Source organism: Plantactinospora sp. KBS50 (genome assembly GCF_002285795.1).
Taxonomy (GTDB): Bacteria; Actinomycetota; Actinomycetes; order Mycobacteriales; family Micromonosporaceae; genus KBS50.
Window position 1 is genome coordinate 1,306,997 of record NZ_CP022961.1, and the last position, 15,248, is coordinate 1,322,244.

The 15,248-nt window shown below is 74.3% G+C and carries 16 protein-coding genes; 7 read left to right on the plus strand and 9 right to left on the minus strand.

All coding sequences use genetic code 11. The annotated features are described in order from the left end of the window. The first annotated feature begins 86 nt into the window (after window positions 1–86). Genes CIK06_RS06055 through CIK06_RS06065 form a run of 3 tightly spaced genes read left to right on the plus strand, consistent with a single transcriptional unit; the run spans window position 87 to window position 1,939 of the window. Window positions 87–575 (plus strand): Mov34/MPN/PAD-1 family protein, encoded by a 489-nt coding sequence (locus tag CIK06_RS06055; RefSeq protein ID WP_095563991.1) that lies wholly within the window; start codon window positions 87–89, stop codon window positions 573–575. A gap of 57 nt (window positions 576–632) precedes the next feature. Next, window positions 633–962 carry a MoaD/ThiS family protein gene (locus CIK06_RS06060; RefSeq protein WP_095563992.1) on the plus strand — a complete coding sequence of 110 codons (330 nt, stop codon included), beginning with the start codon at window positions 633–635 and terminating at the stop codon, window positions 960–962. Window positions 963–973: 11 nt separating this feature from the next. Beyond that, complete coding sequence (locus tag CIK06_RS06065) at window positions 974–1,939, plus strand: PLP-dependent cysteine synthase family protein (protein WP_095563993.1); 966 nt, start codon at window positions 974–976, stop codon at window positions 1,937–1,939. Between the two features lie 12 nt (window positions 1,940–1,951). Here CIK06_RS06065 and CIK06_RS06070 read toward each other — a convergent pair whose 3' ends face one another. After that, window positions 1,952–2,518, minus strand: coding sequence for a hypothetical protein (locus tag CIK06_RS06070; RefSeq protein ID WP_157756626.1), 567 nt, complete (start codon window positions 2,516–2,518; stop codon window positions 1,952–1,954). 279 nt (window positions 2,519–2,797) lie between these two features. Here CIK06_RS06070 and CIK06_RS06075 point away from each other — a divergent pair, with 279 nt between their 5' ends. The 4 genes from CIK06_RS06075 to rdgB all read left to right on the plus strand — a co-directional run bounded on the left by CIK06_RS06075 (window position 2,798) and on the right by rdgB (window position 6,143). Then, the gene (locus CIK06_RS06075) at window positions 2,798–3,544 is read left to right on the plus strand and encodes an MBL fold metallo-hydrolase (RefSeq protein WP_095563995.1); all 747 of its coding nucleotides are present in this window, start codon (window positions 2,798–2,800) and stop codon (window positions 3,542–3,544) included. A gap of 113 nt (window positions 3,545–3,657) precedes the next feature. Further along, window positions 3,658–4,800 (plus strand): glycosyltransferase family 1 protein, encoded by a 1,143-nt coding sequence (locus CIK06_RS06080; protein WP_095563996.1) that lies wholly within the window; start codon window positions 3,658–3,660, stop codon window positions 4,798–4,800. Between the two features lie 9 nt (window positions 4,801–4,809). Continuing rightward, on the plus strand, window positions 4,810–5,538 hold the full coding sequence (rph, locus tag CIK06_RS06085) for a ribonuclease PH (RefSeq protein ID WP_095563997.1): 729 nt from the start codon (window positions 4,810–4,812) through the stop codon (window positions 5,536–5,538). Further along, window positions 5,535–6,143: an RdgB/HAM1 family non-canonical purine NTP pyrophosphatase gene (gene rdgB, locus CIK06_RS06090; protein ID WP_095563998.1), complete on the plus strand. Its 609-nt coding sequence runs from the start codon at window positions 5,535–5,537 to the stop codon at window positions 6,141–6,143. The genes rph and rdgB overlap by 4 nt, the downstream gene beginning before the upstream one ends. Before the next feature lie 364 nt (window positions 6,144–6,507). Here rdgB and CIK06_RS06095 read toward each other — a convergent pair whose 3' ends face one another. The 8 genes from CIK06_RS06095 to CIK06_RS06130 all read right to left on the minus strand — a co-directional run bounded on the left by CIK06_RS06095 (window position 6,508) and on the right by CIK06_RS06130 (window position 15,206). Then, window positions 6,508–6,723, minus strand: a complete 216-nt coding sequence (locus CIK06_RS06095) for a DUF6186 family protein (RefSeq protein WP_095563999.1) — start codon at window positions 6,721–6,723, stop codon at window positions 6,508–6,510. Beyond that, entirely contained in the window at window positions 6,720–7,124 is a 405-nt protein-coding gene (locus CIK06_RS06100; RefSeq protein ID WP_157756627.1) for a hypothetical protein, read from the minus strand. The genes CIK06_RS06095 and CIK06_RS06100 overlap by 4 nt, the downstream gene beginning before the upstream one ends. A gap of 103 nt (window positions 7,125–7,227) precedes the next feature. Beyond that, window positions 7,228–8,760 carry a histidine ammonia-lyase gene (gene hutH, locus CIK06_RS06105; protein ID WP_095567607.1) on the minus strand — a complete coding sequence of 511 codons (1,533 nt, stop codon included), beginning with the start codon at window positions 8,758–8,760 and terminating at the stop codon, window positions 7,228–7,230. A 32-nt stretch (window positions 8,761–8,792) separates the two neighbouring features. Then, window positions 8,793–9,962 (minus strand): imidazolonepropionase, encoded by a 1,170-nt coding sequence (gene hutI, locus CIK06_RS06110; RefSeq protein WP_095564001.1) that lies wholly within the window; start codon window positions 9,960–9,962, stop codon window positions 8,793–8,795. Continuing rightward, complete coding sequence (locus tag CIK06_RS06115) at window positions 9,959–11,350, minus strand: formimidoylglutamate deiminase (RefSeq protein ID WP_369916179.1); 1,392 nt, start codon at window positions 11,348–11,350, stop codon at window positions 9,959–9,961. The genes hutI and CIK06_RS06115 overlap by 4 nt, the downstream gene beginning before the upstream one ends. After that, window positions 11,347–12,606 carry an allantoate amidohydrolase gene (locus tag CIK06_RS06120; RefSeq protein ID WP_369916106.1) on the minus strand — a complete coding sequence of 420 codons (1,260 nt, stop codon included), beginning with the start codon at window positions 12,604–12,606 and terminating at the stop codon, window positions 11,347–11,349. Before CIK06_RS06120 ends, CIK06_RS06115 begins: the two co-directional genes overlap by 4 nt. 13 nt (window positions 12,607–12,619) lie before the next feature. Further along, entirely contained in the window at window positions 12,620–14,290 is a 1,671-nt protein-coding gene (gene hutU, locus CIK06_RS06125; RefSeq protein WP_095564004.1) for a urocanate hydratase, read from the minus strand. 67 nt (window positions 14,291–14,357) lie between these two features. After that, a complete protein-coding gene (locus tag CIK06_RS06130) occupies window positions 14,358–15,206 on the minus strand; it encodes a MurR/RpiR family transcriptional regulator (RefSeq protein WP_095564005.1) in 849 nt (282 codons plus the stop codon). Window positions 15,207–15,248 lie beyond the last annotated feature (42 nt).

The following is a 15,248-nucleotide window of genomic DNA, read 5'->3' on the forward strand; positions in this document are numbered from 1 at the left end:
CAGGTGGTAGGCGTCGGCGGTGTCGATGAACTCCGCGTGACGTCACCCACGTTACGGACGGCGCGGCAGACGGTAGGCTGGGGCACGTGCTGAGCATCGACCGCGGAATCATCGACGCGATCGTGGCGCACGCCCGGCGGGACCATCCGGACGAGGCGTGCGGGGTGGTGGCCGGCCCCGTCGGCCAGGATTCCCCCACCCGGCACATTCCGATGGAAAATGCCGCCCGATCGATGACCTTCTACGAGTTCGACTCGATGGAGCAGCTTCGGGTGTGGCGGGAGATGGACGACCAGGACGAGGAGCCGGTCGTCATCTACCACTCCCACACCGCGACCGAGGCCTACCCGTCGCGCACCGACATCTCCTTCGCCGGCGAGCCCGGTGCGCACTATCTGCTGGTTTCCACCCGCGATCCGGAGCAGGCCGAGATCCGCTCCTACCGCATCGCGGACGGCCAGGTGACCGAGGAGCCGGTCCGGATCCTCGACCCGGGCGTGGACCAGCACGCCGTCCAGTCCTACATGTTCGGGCAGAGCCCGGCGACGGTCGACTACGAGTGTTCGGGCCGCTGACGCTTCCGTCCGGCCCCGTCCCGTAGTCAACCCTGTCGTCTGAGGAGCACACCCACCATGGCCATCGAAGTTCGGATCCCTACCATCCTGCGCAACTACACCGGCGGTGCCAAGGTCGTCGAGGGCAGCGGTGACAGCCTGCGCGACCTGCTCGCCGACCTCGACTCGCGGCACAACGGCCTGCGCGGTCGCCTGGTCACCGACGCCGACGCCCTGCACCGGTTCGTCAACGTGTACGTCAACGACGAGGACGTGCGGTTCCTCGGCGCGCTGGACGCGAAGCTGTCCGACGGCGACACCGTGACGATCCTGCCGGCGGTGGCCGGCGGCGCCTTCGGCTTCGCCGCCGTGGCCGCGCTGCGCGGTCAGCGTCTCGCCACGCGCTGACGGCGGTCGCCATGGCCAGGTACGACAGCCTGCTCGACGCGTGCGGGGGCACTCCGCTGGTGGGGTTGCCCCGGCTCTCCCCGGTCGTACCGGAGGGCGCGCCCCCGGTACGGCTCTGGGCCAAGCTGGAGGACCGCAACCCGACCGGCAGCGTGAAGGACCGGCCCGCGCTGTTCATGGTGCGGGAGGCCGAGCGCGCCGGCCGGCTCCGCCCGGGCGCCACGATCCTCGAACCGACCAGCGGCAACACCGGCATCTCCCTGGCCATGGTGGCCAAGCTGCGCGGATACCGGCTGGTCTGCGTGATGCCGGAGAACGTGTCGGCCGAGCGGGTGCAACTGCTCCGGATGTACGGCGCGGAGATCATCTTTTCGCCGGCGGCCGGCGGGTCGAACCAGGCGGTCGCCACGGCCAAGCAGGTGGCGGCGGAGCATCCCGACTGGGTCATGCTCTACCAGTACGGCAACCAGAGCAACGCCCGGGCGCACTACGAGACGACCGGGCCGGAACTGCTGGAGGACCTGCCCACCATCACGCACTTCGTTGCCGGCCTCGGCACCACCGGGACGCTCATGGGCACCGGCCGCTACCTGCGGGAGAAGGTCGAGGGCATCGAGATCATCGCCGCCGAGCCGCGGTACGGCGAGCTGGTCTACGGCCTGCGCAACATCGACGAGGGGTACGTCCCGGAGCTGTACGACGCCACCGTGCTGACCCGGCGCTTCTCGGTCGGCACCCGGGACGCCGTGCTGCGCACCCGGCAACTGGTCGAGGTCGAGGGCATCTTCGCCGGGTTCTCGACCGGCGCGATCCTGCACGCCGCCCTGGCCGTGGCGCATCAGGCGGTCCGGGACGCCCGTCGGGCCGACGTGGCGTTCGTGGTGTCGGACGGCGGGTGGAAGTACCTGTCCACCGGCGCCTACGGCGGCAGCCTGGCCGAGGCCGAGGACGCGCTGGAGGGGCAGCTCTGGGCGTGAGCCGCCGCCGGGTCACAGCACGCCGACGGTGAGCCCCACGTTCACCAGCAGCGGCACCGTCGCCAGCGACAGCAGCAGCCACGGCAGCCGGGCCCGGCGTACCAGCGTGAAGGCCGCGACCGTGCACACGACCGCGGCCAGGCCGACGGTGGCCAGCGTCGGTTCGTACCAGCCGGGCGCGGTGCCGGCGCGGATGGCGACCAGACCGCGGATCGCCGCCGCCGTGCCCAGCACCCCGATCCCGGTCGCCCAGCCGCACAGCCCGAGCATCCGGTCGCTGGCCCCCACGGAGTCCACCCGCTGGATCGGGAACGGCTGCTCGAAGCCGGGCAGCGGGGGCGGCGGCAGCGGCAGGCCGCGGATGACCGGCCGCTTCGCGGACGAGCCGGCCCGGTGGGCCCGGTGCGGCACGGGAAGCTCCGCGGCCGGCGCCGGCGCCGGCAACTCCGTGAGCGAGGAAAGCTCCGCCGCACGCTCGCCCTGGGAGCCGCCCGGCGGCTCCGGCGCCGGTACGGCGGACCGCAGCGCGGGCGGCGACGCCGGAGTGTGCAGATCTTCCCGCTGGGGCTCGGCCGCCACCACTGGTCCTCCCGTCGGTGCCACCACCGTTACCGTCGCCGACGTCCGAACGTCCGACGGACCTGACATTCCTCAGAGAATGCAACGGAATGCGGTAACGGGGCGTAACGGCGGAACCCGGATCTGTGGGGTGTCACCTTGGCGACATCTGGGAACGGATCGTTCTTGCCGCGAGAGCTTCGGGCGTAGGCTGCGCCTCGTGAACGACACGCCGCCGATGCCGACAGCGCTGATACCTGGTGGCAGCGTGATCACTAAGAGTAATCGTGGGAATGTCGGATGCGACTGACCATCCTGGGTTGTGCCGGGAGCTTTCCCGGCCCCGAGGCCGCGTGCTCGGCCTATCTGGTCGAGGCGGACGGTTTCCGGCTCCTGGTCGATTTCGGCTCCGGCTCGCTGTCGGCCCTGCAACGGTATGCCGGGCTGTCGGCCGTGGACGCCATCCTGCTGACCCACCTGCACTGCGACCACATCTCCGACGCCGTCGACTACGTGGTGGTCCGGCGGTACGCCCCGAACGGCCCCTACCCGCCGCTTCCGGTGTACGCCCCCGCCGGGGCGCCGGACCGGATCGCCGCCGCCTACAGCCAGGAGGCCGAGGGGGTGGAGGACGTCTACACCTTCTACGGGCTCCAGCCGGGCAGCTTCCCGATCGGTCCGTTCACCGTCACGGTCGACCGGGTCAACCACCCGGTCGAGACGTACGGCGTCCGGCTGGAGCACCAGGGACGCTCGCTGTGCTACTCGGCGGACACCGCGCCGTGCGACGCGCTGCTGCGGCTGGCTCAGGGCGCCGACGTGTTCCTCTGCGAGGCGAGCTACCTCGACGGTGAGGACAACCCGCCCGACATCCATCTGACCGGCCGGGAGGCCGGGGAGACCGCCACCAAGGCGGAGGTGGGCCGGCTGCTGCTCACCCACCTCGTCGCCGCCTGGGGCAGCGAGGCGATGACCCGGGAGGCGGCCACCTCCGCCTTTGCCGGACCCATCGAGGTGGTCCGGCCGGGCGCCGGCTACGACATCTGATCCGCCCGCGGCGACCGCCGGTACGAAACCGCCGGTACGAATGTGCCGCACTGTTTCCCGGCTGGTCAGCCCGGGGTCGCCCGGTGCACCGGCGGCCGGTCCACCGTGTGCGCATGCGAATCGCGATCGTCACGGAGTCGTTCGCACCCGATGTCAACGGCGTGGCGCACTCGGTGGTGCGTACCGTCGAGCACCTGATCCGGCGCGGCCACCAGCCGATGGTCGTGGCGCCGGCGTCGGTCGGCCCGGGGGAGCCGGCAGGCGGCCGGCAACCCTGCCCGGTGGTGCGGGTGCCCAGCATCGCGCTGCCCGGGTACCGGGGTTTCCGGCTGGGGCTGCCCGGCCCGAAACTCGGCGAGGCGCTGGCCGAGCACGCGCCGGACGTGCTGCACCTGGCCAGTCCCTTCGTGCTCGGCGGCCGGGCGGCGACGCTGGCCGGGCAGCGCGGCCTGCCGATGCTGGCGGTGTACCAGACCGATGTCGCGGCCTACGCCCGCGCGTACGGCCTGGCCTGGGGCGAGGCCGCCGCCTGGCGGCGGCTGCGGACCATCCACAACGCCGCGCACCGCACGCTGGCGCCGTCCACCGCCGCGGCCACCGACCTGGTCGACCACGGCATCGACCGGGTCTGGCTGTGGCGGCGGGGCGTGGACACCGTGCGGTTCGACCCGGCCAGGCGGCACGGGCTGCTGCGCCGCGCGCTCGCGCCGGGCGGTGAACTGCTGGTCGGGTACGTCGGGCGGCTCGCCGCGGAGAAGCGGGTGGAGCTGCTCGCCGAGACGTGCCGGCTGCCGGGGGTACGGGTCGTGATCGTCGGCGACGGTCCGTCCCGCCGGGACGTGCAGCGGGCGCTGCCCGGCGCGGTGTTCCTCGGCGTCCGGCAGGGCGACCAGTTGGCCCGGCTCTACGCCAGCCTGGACGTCTTCGTGCACACGGGGCCGCACGAGACCTTCGGGCAGACGATCCAGGAGGCGCAGGCGAGCGGCCTGCCGGTGGTCGCCCCGGCGGCCGGCGGTCCCACCGACCTGGTCGTACCGGACGTGACCGGCGTGCTGGTGCCGCCCGAGGACGGGTCGGCCATCGCCGCCGCGGTGGCGGCGCTGGCCGCGGACCCGCGGCGGCGCGGCGAGTACGGGCGGGCGGCCCGGTCCGGGGTCGCGGGCCGGAGCTGGTCCGCGGTCGGCGACGAGCTGATCGGCCACTACCGCGCCGTGCTCGCCGAGGCCCCTCGGGCGGCGGGCGCCGCCGGCACATAAAGTGGGCGCATGGCGCGACCAGACGGGCGAGGGCCCGACGAACTCCGACCGGTACGGCTTCTGCGGGACTGGAGCCGGCATCCCGAGGGTTCCGTCCTCGTCGAGTTCGGCGACACCCGGGTGCTCTGCACGGCGAGCGTCACCGAGGGCGTTCCGCGGTGGCGGAAGGGTTCCGGGCTGGGCTGGGTCACCGCCGAGTACGCGATGCTGCCCCGGGCCACGAACACCCGTTCGGACCGGGAGAGCATCAAGGGCCGGGTCGGCGGCCGGACCCACGAGATCTCCCGGCTCATCGGTCGCAGCCTGCGGGCCTGCATCGACCTCAAGGCCCTCGGCGAGAACTCGGTGGTGCTCGACTGCGACGTGTTGCAGGCCGACGGCGGCACCCGGACCGCGGCCATCACCGGGGCGTACGTGGCGCTGCACGACGCGGTGAGCTGGCTGGCCGGTCGCCGCGCCCTGGCCGCCCCGGTCGAGCGGGTGATGCACCGCTCGGTCGCCGCGGTCAGCGTCGGGGTCATCGCCGGCGAACCCCGCCTCGACCTCTGCTACGAGGAGGACGTGGCGGCCGAGGTGGACATGAACGTCGTCTGCACCGGCACCGGGGACTTCGTGGAGGTGCAGGGCACCGGCGAGGCGGGAGTGTTCGGCCGGGACCGGCTGGACGCCCTGCTGGACCTCGGGGTGGCCGGCTGCGCCACGCTGACCGAGGCGCAGCGGAAGGCGCTGGCCGGATGAGCCGCCTCCTGCTGGCCACCGCGAACGCCAAGAAGCTCGTCGAACTCCAGCGCGTCCTGGACGGGCAGCTCGGCTCGGGACGGATCGAACTGGTGAGCCTCGCCGAGTTTCCCGACTACGCCGACGTACCGGAGACCGGCCTCACCTTCGGGGAGAACGCGCTGATCAAGGCCAGGGAGGGCTGTCGCCGGACCGGCCTGCCCACGGTGGCCGACGACTCCGGCCTGGCGGTCGACGCGCTGAACGGGATGCCCGGGGTGTTCAGCGCCCGCTGGTCCGGCCGGCACGGCGACGACCAGGCCAACCTGGAACTGGTGCTGGCGCAGCTCGCCGACGTGCCGGACGAGCATCTGGGCGCCGCGTTCGTCTGTGCCGCGACGCTGGTGCTGCCCGGCGGCCGGGAGCATCTGGTGGACGGGCGGCAGCAGGGCCGGCTGATCCGCTCGCCGCGCGGGACCAACGGCTTCGGCTACGACCCCATCTTCGTGGGCGAGGGCCAGGACCGGACCAACGCCGAGCTGACCCCGGCGGAGAAGGACCAGATCAGCCACCGGGGCCGTGCCCTGCGCGCGCTCGGCAAGGTCATCGCCAAGGAACTGACCTAGGTAGCGGCTGAAAGTTCGGCGGCGGCTGAAAGTTCGGCGGCGGCTGAAAGCGATGTCCTTTTTGATGTCTATACCTGAGAGTCATAAAAATGACTCTCAGGTATGACAACAGCAGAGGCCATCGCTTTTGGCGGGCGCCACGCCCGACCCCCGAGGACAGCGCACAGCGGACAACGCACAGCGCACAGCGGACAACGCACAGCGGACAACGCACAGCGGACAACGCACAGCGGACAGCGGACAACGACGGCGACGGCGACGGCGGCCGAGCCGGCTGGGCGGACCGCTCAGTCCTCGGGGCTGATCCACCCCGTACCCGAAAAGGCCCCGGACGCCCGGGGCCCTTGCCGTCGGTCCGGCGGGGTCAGCGGGCCAGGAAGTGCCAGCCGATCCAGAGCCACCAGCCGAACACCAGCAACCGGCCCACGGTGCTGCGCAGCGCCGCGCTCAGCGCCGTACCGAGCGGTGCCGGCCAGCGGCGCGGCCCGTTCCGGCGCAGCAGCCGGGCGGTCAGGTCCACCGCGATCATCACCGAGAGCACGATGAGGAAGCCGGTGATGGTGAGCGTCCGGGTGCTCATCGCCGCACCAGCCACGCTCCGGTGCCGACCCAGAGCAGATAGCCGGCCACCCGGCCCGGATAGTCGGCCAGCACCGGATCGGCGAGCATGCTGAACGTCGGGTGCGCGGCGTTGTTCCCGGTCAGGAACGCGGCCAACTCCCACAGGCAGAACGTCACCCCGAGGCCCAGCCAGGTCACGGCCGTGCGCCGGCCGGCCCGGGTCGAGGTACGCGGGCCGCGGCGCACCCCGTACCAGGCCAGCGGGACGCCCGGCAGCAGCACGGCGACCAGGGCGGGCAGGGTCAGCGGCCGGGCCAGCGCGGCGCACAGCGCGTACGCCAGCACGGCGATGGAGATCGGCACGCTTCCCGCCAGCGGTCGCGCCCCGGCCCGGGCGCCGGCAACGTCTCCAGGTTCCACCGTCCCAGTGTGCGCCCGCCCCGGGCCGGGCCGGGGCGCGATGCGATACCGGAACGAAAAATTCTCCTTTCTCGTAACATCTGGCGAGAATGGGTGCTTTCGCTCAGCCGAGCGGGCCGATATCGTCCTCGATCGCGGACCGCAGGCCGGTGCCGGCGACCACCGTCCGGGCCGCCTCCATGGCCGGCGCCAGGAAGATGTCCGGACCCGGCGCGCCGATCCGGTCGGCCACCGCCGCGCACGCCGCCCGGCCGGCCGGGGACGGCCGCAGCGGGGCGCGCAGCTGGAGCCCGCGTACGGCGGCCAGCAGCTCCACCGCGAGCAGGCTGGTCAGGTTGTCCAGCACCGTGCGCAGCTTCTTGGTGGCCGCCCAGCCCATCGAGACGTGATCCTCCTGCATGCCGCTGGTCGGCAGCGAATCCACCGAGGCCGGCGCCGCGAGCCGGCGGTTCTCCGCCACGATGCCGGCCGCCGTGTACTGGGCGATCATCAGCCCCGAGTTCACCCCCGGATCCGGGGTGAGGAACGCCGGCAGGTCCCGGTTGCGGGCCACGTCCAGCAGCCGGTCCACCCGGCGCTCGGCGATGGCGCCCACCTCGGCCAGCGCGATCGCCAGGTAGTCCGCGGCGAACCCGAGCGGCGCCCCGTGGAAGTTCCCGGTCGACTCCACCCGGCCGTCCGGCAACACCACCGGGTTGTCCACCACCGAGCGCAGTTCCCGGTCGGCCACCGTACCGGCGAACGCGAGGGTGTCCCGGGCGGCGCCGGCCACCTGCGGCGCGCAGCGCATCGAGTACGCGTCCTGCACCGCGTGCGCGAGATCGTCCCGGTGCGAGTCCATGATGGCCGAATCGCGCAGCAGCCGGGAGATGTTGGCCGCCGAGGCGGCCTGCCCGGGGTGCGGGCGGATGGCGTGCAACTCGGCCAGGAACGGCCGCTCCGAACCGAGCATCGCCTCGATCGACAGGGCCGCCGTCACGTCCGCCATCACCAGCAGGTGCCGGGCGTCCGCGATGGCCAGCAGCAGCATCCCGAGCATCCCGTCGGTGCCGTTGATCAGCGCGAGCCCTTCCTTGGCCGCCAGCTCGACCGGGCGCAGCCCGGCCGCCGCCAGCGCCGGCGCCGCGTCCCGCCGCGACCCGTCCGGGCCGAGCACCCAGCCCTCGCCCAGCAGCGTCAGGGCGCAGTGCGCCAGCGGCGCCAGATCACCGGACGCGCCCAGCGAGCCGTGCTCCGGCACCCACGGCGTGATGCCGGAGTTCAGCAACTCCACCAGCGACCGGGCCAGCAGCGGGCGTACCCCGGAACGCCCCATGGCCAGCGACCGCAGCCGCAGCAGCAGCATGGCCCGGACCACCTCGCGCGGCATCGGCGCGCCCACCCCGGCCGCGTGCGAGCGGATCAGCGCGTGTTGCAGCTCGGCCCGGCGCTCCGGCGCGATGGAGGTGTTGGCGAGCGCGCCGAAGCCGGTGGAGACCCCGTACACCGGCCGGCCGTCCCGCTCGATGGCGTCCACGATGGACCGGCTGGCGGTCATCGCCTCGACGGCGGCCGGGTCGAGCCGCACCGGGGCGTCGGCGCGGGCCACGGCGAGCACGTCGGCCGGACCGACCCCGGAGGGCAGCACGGTCACCACGTCCGGCCGTTCGTTCGTCTCGCTTCGCTCACTCACTGCGGTACTCCGTTGTGCAGGACCCGGTGGATCAGTGGCACCCCCGGCCGGTAGGCCAGGTGCAGGTGGGACGGCGCGTCGAGGACCAGCAGGTCGGCGCGGGACCCGACGCGCAGCACCCCCACGTCGTCGCGGCGCAGCGCCCGCGCGCCGCCGGCGGTCGCCGACCAGACCGCCTCCGCCGGGGTCATCCGCATCTCCCGTACGGCCAGCGCCACGCAGAACGCCATCGACGAGGTGTACGACGAGCCGGGGTTGCAGTCGGTCGCCAGGGCCACCGTCGCGCCCGCGTCCAGCAGCCGGCGCGCGTCCGGGTACGGCGACCGGGTGGAGAACTCGGCGCCGGGCAGCAGCGTCGCCACCGTCGCCGAGCCGGCCAGCGCGGCCACGTCCGCCTCATCCAGGTGGGTGCAGTGGTCGGCGCTGGCCGCGCCCAGCTCCACGGCGAGTTGGACCCCCGGCCCGGGGCCGAGCTGGTTGGCGTGCACCCGCACGCCCAACCCGGCCGCCTGGCCGCAGGTGAGGATGGCCCGCGCGTGGTCCACGTCGAAGGCGCCCCGCTCGCAGAACACGTCGATCCACCGCGCGTACGGGGTGGCCGCCCGCAGCATCGGCCCGCAGACCAGGCCCACGTAGTCGTCCGGCCGGTCGGCGTACTCCTGCGGAACCACGTGTGCGCCGAGGAACGTCGTCTCGTCCGTGCTCTCGCCGGCGATCCGCAGCGAACGCACCTCGTCGGCCACGGTCAACCCGTACCCGCTCTTGATCTCCATGGTCGTGGTGCCCTGGCCCAGCGCCTCCGCGCGCAGCCGGCGCACGGTGGCGCGCAGGGTGTCGTCGTCCGCCGCCCGGGTGGCGGCCACCGTGGTCCGGATGCCGCCCCCGGTGTACGGCCGGCCGGCCATCCGCGCCGCGAACTCGCCGGCCCGGTCGCCGGCGAACACCAGATGCGCGTGGCTGTCCACGAAGCCCGGCAGCACGGCGCCGCCACCCGCGTCGATCCGCCGGTCGGCGGCCGGGGCGTACCGGGCCGGCCCCAGCCAGACGACCCGGCCGTCCTCGACCAGCACGGCCGCGTTGCGGCGCAGTCCCAGCGGACCGTCCCCGTCCCCGCGTGGGGCGTTGGTGACCAGCTCACCGATGTTGTCGACAAGCAGGCTGCTCATGAGCGGACCTCGCGGATGGCGGCGCGCAGGTCGGCCGGCACGTCGAGGCCGACGTGCCGCCCGCCGCTCACCACCACCCGGCCGTCCACGACCACCCGGTCCACGTCCGCGGCGGTGGCCGCGAAGAACACCCCCGCCGGGGGTACGCCGGCGGTGCGCGGGCCGTCCAACCGCACGGTGACCAGGTCGGCGCGCTGGCCGGGGGCGATCCGGCCGGCGTCGGGCCAGCCCAGCGCGGCGTGCCCGGCCGCGGTCGCGGCATGGAGCAGCTCGCCCGGGCCGAAGTGGCCGCGGACGCCGCTGCGCAGCCGTTCGTCCAGTTCCATCCCGCGGGCCTCCTCGAACGGGTCGATGATGGCGTGGCTGTCGCTGCCCAGACTCAACGGGCTGCCGGCGTCGGCGAGGTCCCGGGCCGGGCCGATGCCGTCGGCCAGGTCCCGCTCGGTGCTGGGGCACAGGCACACCCCGGTCCCCGAGCGGCCGAGCAGCGCCCGGTCGGTGTCGGTGACGTGGGTGGCGTGCACGGCGGTGGTGGCCGGGCCGAGCACCCCGTGCTCGGCCAGCAGCTCGGCCGGGCTGCGGCCGTACGCCGCCCGGCAGTCCGCGTTCTCCGCGGGCTGCTCGGACAGGTGCAGGTGCAGCGGGCAGCCCCGCTCCGCCGCCCAGGCCGCCACCACCGCGAGCTGGCCGGCCGGTACGGCCCGCACCGAGTGGATCGCCGCGCCGAGCCGGACCTGGCCCGGTGCGGGTCCGAACGCGCCGACCCGCTCGGCCCAGCCCTCGGCGTCCCCGTCGGAGAACCGCAGCTGCGGCCCGGTCAGCGGCCGGCCGTCCACCGACGCGCTCAGGTAGACCGTGTCCAGCAGGGTGATCCGGATCCCGGCCTGGGCGGCGGCGGCCAGCAGGGCCGCGCCCATCGCGTTCGGGTCGTGGTAGCGCCGCCCGCCCGGCCCGTGGTGCAGGTAGTGGAACTCGCCCACGCAGGTGACCCCGGCCAGCGCCATCTCCGCGTACGCGGCGCGGGCCAGCGCCAGGTAGCTGTCCGGGTCGAGCCGGTCGGCCACCGCGTACATGAGGTTGCGCCAGCTCCAGAAGTCGCCGCGACCGCCGTGCGTGCGCCCGCGCAACGCCCGGTGGAAGGCGTGCGAGTGCGCGTTGGCGAACCCGGGCAGGGTGAGTCCGGGCAGCCGGACCGCCCCGGCCGGCGGGCCGCCGACCCCCGGCGTGACCGTCCCGAACCGGTCCCCGTCCACCTCGATCAGCACGTCCGCCACCGGCTCGGCGCCGTTGGCCGCCGTTGCCGCGGCACCACCGGCCAACGGCGGCGCCCCGCCAGGGCCGGGCGGCGCGGGCGGCAGCCAGGCGTACTCGGCGTGGTAGCGGGTCACCGGCATGCCAGCTCCGCCAGCGCCCCGGCCAGCGCCCGCACCCCGGCCACACAGTCCGCCTCGGTGGCGTGCTCGGCGGGGGAGTGCGACACCCCGGTCGGATTGCGCACGAACAGCATCGCCGTCGGCACCTGCCCGGCCAGCACCCCCGCGTCGTGCCCGGCCGCCGTGGGCAGCACCGGCGCGCCGAGCAGCCGGGCCAGCCGAGCGCCGAGGTCGTCGTCGAAGGCCACCAGCGGGCTTGTCGACTCGGCCACCACGGTCAACCCGGTACCGTCCCGCCGCGCCCGGTCGGCCGCCTTGGCGCGTACCGCCTCGACCAGCTCGTCCAGCACCGCCGGCTCGGCCGCGCGGGCGTCCAACCAGCCGGTGACCCGGCCGGGGACCGCGTTCGTGGCGTTCGGCTCGACGCGTACCCGGCCGATCGTGGCGTGCGCACCGCGCAGCCGGGCCTCCTTGTTCGCCGCCAGCACCGTGAACGCGTAGGTGAGCATCGGGTCGCGCCGGTCGGCCATCCGGGTCGTACCCGCGTGGTTGGCCTCGCCGTCGAACTCGAACCGCCACCGGCCGTGCGGCCAGATCGCGCTGGCCACGCCGACCGGCGCGGCCCCGCCGGCCAGCGCGCGGCCCTGCTCCACGTGCAGTTCCAGGTACGCCCCGACCCGGGCCAGCAGGTCCGGCCGGGCACCCGCGGGCCGCGCCCCCAACGCCTCGGCGAAGCTGACCCGGTCGGCGTCGCGCAGCTCGGCCGCCCGGTCCGGGTCGAACGCGCCGGCCAGCAGCCGCGACCCCAGGCACGGTACGCCGAACCGGGCGCCCTCCTCCTCGACGAACGCGGCCACTCCGATCGGCCGGACCGGGACGGTGCCGGCCCGGCGCAACTCGTCGATCGCCAGGAAGGCGCTGACGATGCCCAGCGGGCCGTCGTACCCGCCGCCGTGCGGCACCGAGTCGAAGTGGCTGCCGGTCAGCACGGCGCGGGCCGTGGCCGCGGTCCCGGCCTCGGCGGCCGGGCCGTCGTCGGCGGTGTCCGGCGCGGCCCACCAGGCGAACAGGTTGCCGTTGCCGTCGTCGGTCACCGGCATCCCGCGCCGCTTCGCCTGCGCCGCGAACCAGTTTCGCAGCTCCCGCTCGGCCGGGGTGAACGCGTACCGCAGGTAGCCGCCGCTGTCCGGATCCCGGCCGACCGGGGCGAGCTGATCCCACAGCTCCCGGAACCCGGCGCCGAGCGGATCTTCCGTTCGATGATGCGACACCAGAGGCCCTTCCCTACGCTTCGGCCATCGGGACGCGGACCCCGGTACGCCGGGCGACCTCGCCGGCCGCCTCGTACCCGGCGTCCACGTGCCGGATCACGCCCATCGCCGGGTCGTTGGTGAGCACCCGCTCGATCTTCTGGCCGGCCAGCGCGCTGCCGTCGGCCACGCACACCTGCCCGGCGTGGATCGAACGCCCGATGCCCACCCCGCCGCCGTGGTGGATCGACACCCAGGACGCCCCGCTCGCGGTGTTCACCATCGCGTTCAGCAACGGCCAGTCGGCGATCGCGTCGGAGCCGTCCGCCATCGCCTCGGTCTCCCGGTACGGGCTGGCCACGCTGCCGCAGTCCAGGTGGTCCCGGCCGATCACCACCGGGGCGGACAGCTCGCCCGCGGCGACCATCTCGTTGAACCGCACCCCGGCCCGGTCCCGCTCACCGTAGCCGAGCCAGCAGATCCGGGCCGGCAGCCCCTGGAACGCCACCCGCTCACCGGCCAGCCGGATCCACCGGGCCAGGGACTCGTTCTCCGGGAACAGCTCCAGGATGGCCCGGTCGGTGGCCGCGATGTCGGCCGGATCACCCGACAGCGCCGCCCAGCGGAACGGCCCCCGGCCCTCGCAGAACAGCGGCCGGATGTACGCCGGCACGAACCCCGGGAAGTCGAACGCCCGCTCGTACCCGCCGAGCTTCGCCTCGCCGCGGATCGAGTTGCCGTAGTCGAAGACCTCGGCACCGGCGTCCAGGAAGCCCACCATCGCCGCCACGTGCCGGGCCATCGACGCGCGCGCCCGGTCGGTGAACTCGGCCGGCTTGCTCCGCGCGTACTCGGCCGCGTCGGCCAGCTCGACCCCCACCGGCAGGTAGGACAACGGGTCGTGCGCGCTGGTCTGGTCGGTGACCACATCCACCTCGACCCCGCGGACCAGCAGCTCCGGGAAGACCGTGGCCGCGTTGCCGACCACGCCGACGCTGAGCGCCCGCCGGTCCCGCCTGGCGGCCAGCACCCGGTCCAGCGCCTCGTCCAGCGAGTCGGCCACCTCGTCCAGGTAGCGGTCCCGCAGCCGGCGCTCCAGCCGGGTCCGGTCCACGTCCACGACCAGGCAGGCGCCGCCGTTCATCGTCACCGCGAGCGGCTGCGCCCCACCCATCCCGCCGCAGCCGGCGGTCAGCGTCAACGTGCCGGCCAGGCTGCCGCCGAACCGCTTCGCGGCCACCGCCGCGAACGTCTCGTACGTACCCTGCAGGATGCCCTGGGTGCCGATGTAGATCCACGAGCCGGCGGTCATCTGCCCGTACATGGTCAGGCCGAGCTGTTCCAGCCGGCGGAACTCCGGCCAGGTGGCCCAGTCGCCCACCAGGTTCGAATTGGCCAGCAGCACCCGGGGCGCCCACTCGTGGGTGCGCAGCACCCCCACCGGCCGGCCCGACTGCACCAGCATCGTCTCGTCGTCGCGCAGCGTGGTCAGCGTCCGCACCAGCGCGTGGTACGAGGGCCAGTCCCGGGCCGCCCGGCCGGTGCCGCCGTACACCACCAGGTCGTCGGGGCGCTCCGCCACCTCCGGATCCAGGTTGTTCATCAGCATCCGCAGGGCGGCCTCCTGCGGCCAGCCGGCCGCGGTCCGGGTGGTGCCGCGGGCGGCGCGGACGCCGCCGGCCGGTGCGCGGGTCTGCGTGGACATCGGCTCTCCTCCTCGGTACGGGTCTGGTGCCTTCTCGTGCCCGGTATGCACCGGGCGCCCGGTGCGGTCAGCTGGTGAACAACTGCCGTCGCGCGGCGGACGCCTCGAACGCCTCCAGCCGGGCCTGGGTGTCGGCCGGCGCGGCGTCGCAGATCGCCTGGAGCAGCACCATGGCCAGGGTCATCGGGGCGGTGTGCAGGTCGAAGACGAGATCGGTGCCGACCGCGGCCGGCAGCACCACCCGGGCGTACTCGGCCGCCGGGCTGACCGGCGAGTCGGTGATGGCCACCACGGCGAGGCCGGCGGCCCGCGCGTCGCGCAGCGCGTCCAGCGTCTCCCGTGGATACCGGGGCAGGACGAACGCCAGCATCGCGGTGGCGCCGGCGGCGGTCGCCTGCTCCAGCCGGTCGGTCAGCAGGGTGCCGCCGGCGTCCAGCACCCGCACGTCCGGGTGCACCTTGGCGGCAAAATAGCCGAAGTACGCCGCCAGCGGCGCGGCGGCCCGCAGCCCGAGCACCGGCAGCGGCCGGCTGGCCGCCAGCGTCGCGCCGGCCGCGGCGATCCGCTCCCGGTCGGCGAGCTGGGTGGCCAACCGCTCCAGGTTGCCCGTTTCGACCCGGACCGCCCGTTGCAGTTCGTTCTCCCCGTCGCCGTCCGGCGTACCCGGGGCGATCACCTCGCGGAGCCGGCGGCGCAGCGCCGGATAGCCGTCGTGGCCGAGCGCGACCGCGAACCGGGTCACCGACGGCTGGCTCACCCCGGCCAGCGCGGCCACCTCGGCCGCCGAGAACGACGCCGCGGCCGGGCCGTGCTGCACCAGGCAGTGCGCGATGCGCCGCTGGGTCGGCGTCAGCCGGATGCCCCCGACCAGGTCAAACACCCGATCGCCGGGTCCGGGTGCGCCGCTCTCATTCATGTGTCGACTCTATGCAATAAATCTTTCAGAGCGCAACGATCG

What these genes read in the sequence shown, in the direction of transcription:
- rdgB (WP_095563998.1), top strand. Translation starts at nt 5,535, where the DNA reads ATGAGCCGCCTCCTGCTGGCCACCGCGAACGCCAAGAAGCTCGTCGAA.
- CIK06_RS06065 (WP_095563993.1), top strand. Translation starts at nt 974, where the DNA reads ATGGCCAGGTACGACAGCCTGCTCGACGCGTGCGGGGGCACTCCGCTG.
- CIK06_RS06080 (WP_095563996.1), top strand. Translation starts at nt 3,658, where the DNA reads ATGCGAATCGCGATCGTCACGGAGTCGTTCGCACCCGATGTCAACGGC.
- CIK06_RS06075 (WP_095563995.1), top strand. Translation starts at nt 2,798, where the DNA reads ATGCGACTGACCATCCTGGGTTGTGCCGGGAGCTTTCCCGGCCCCGAG.
- CIK06_RS06095 (WP_095563999.1), bottom strand. Translation starts at nt 6,723, where the DNA reads ATGAGCACCCGGACGCTCACCATCACCGGCTTCCTCATCGTGCTCTCG.
- hutU (WP_095564004.1), bottom strand. Translation starts at nt 14,290, where the DNA reads ATGTCCACGCAGACCCGCGCACCGGCCGGCGGCGTCCGCGCCGCCCGC.
- rph (WP_095563997.1), top strand. Translation starts at nt 4,810, where the DNA reads ATGGCGCGACCAGACGGGCGAGGGCCCGACGAACTCCGACCGGTACGG.
- CIK06_RS06060 (WP_095563992.1), top strand. Translation starts at nt 633, where the DNA reads ATGGCCATCGAAGTTCGGATCCCTACCATCCTGCGCAACTACACCGGC.
- CIK06_RS06130 (WP_095564005.1), bottom strand. Translation starts at nt 15,206, where the DNA reads ATGAATGAGAGCGGCGCACCCGGACCCGGCGATCGGGTGTTTGACCTG.
- hutI (WP_095564001.1), bottom strand. Translation starts at nt 9,962, where the DNA reads ATGAGCAGCCTGCTTGTCGACAACATCGGTGAGCTGGTCACCAACGCC.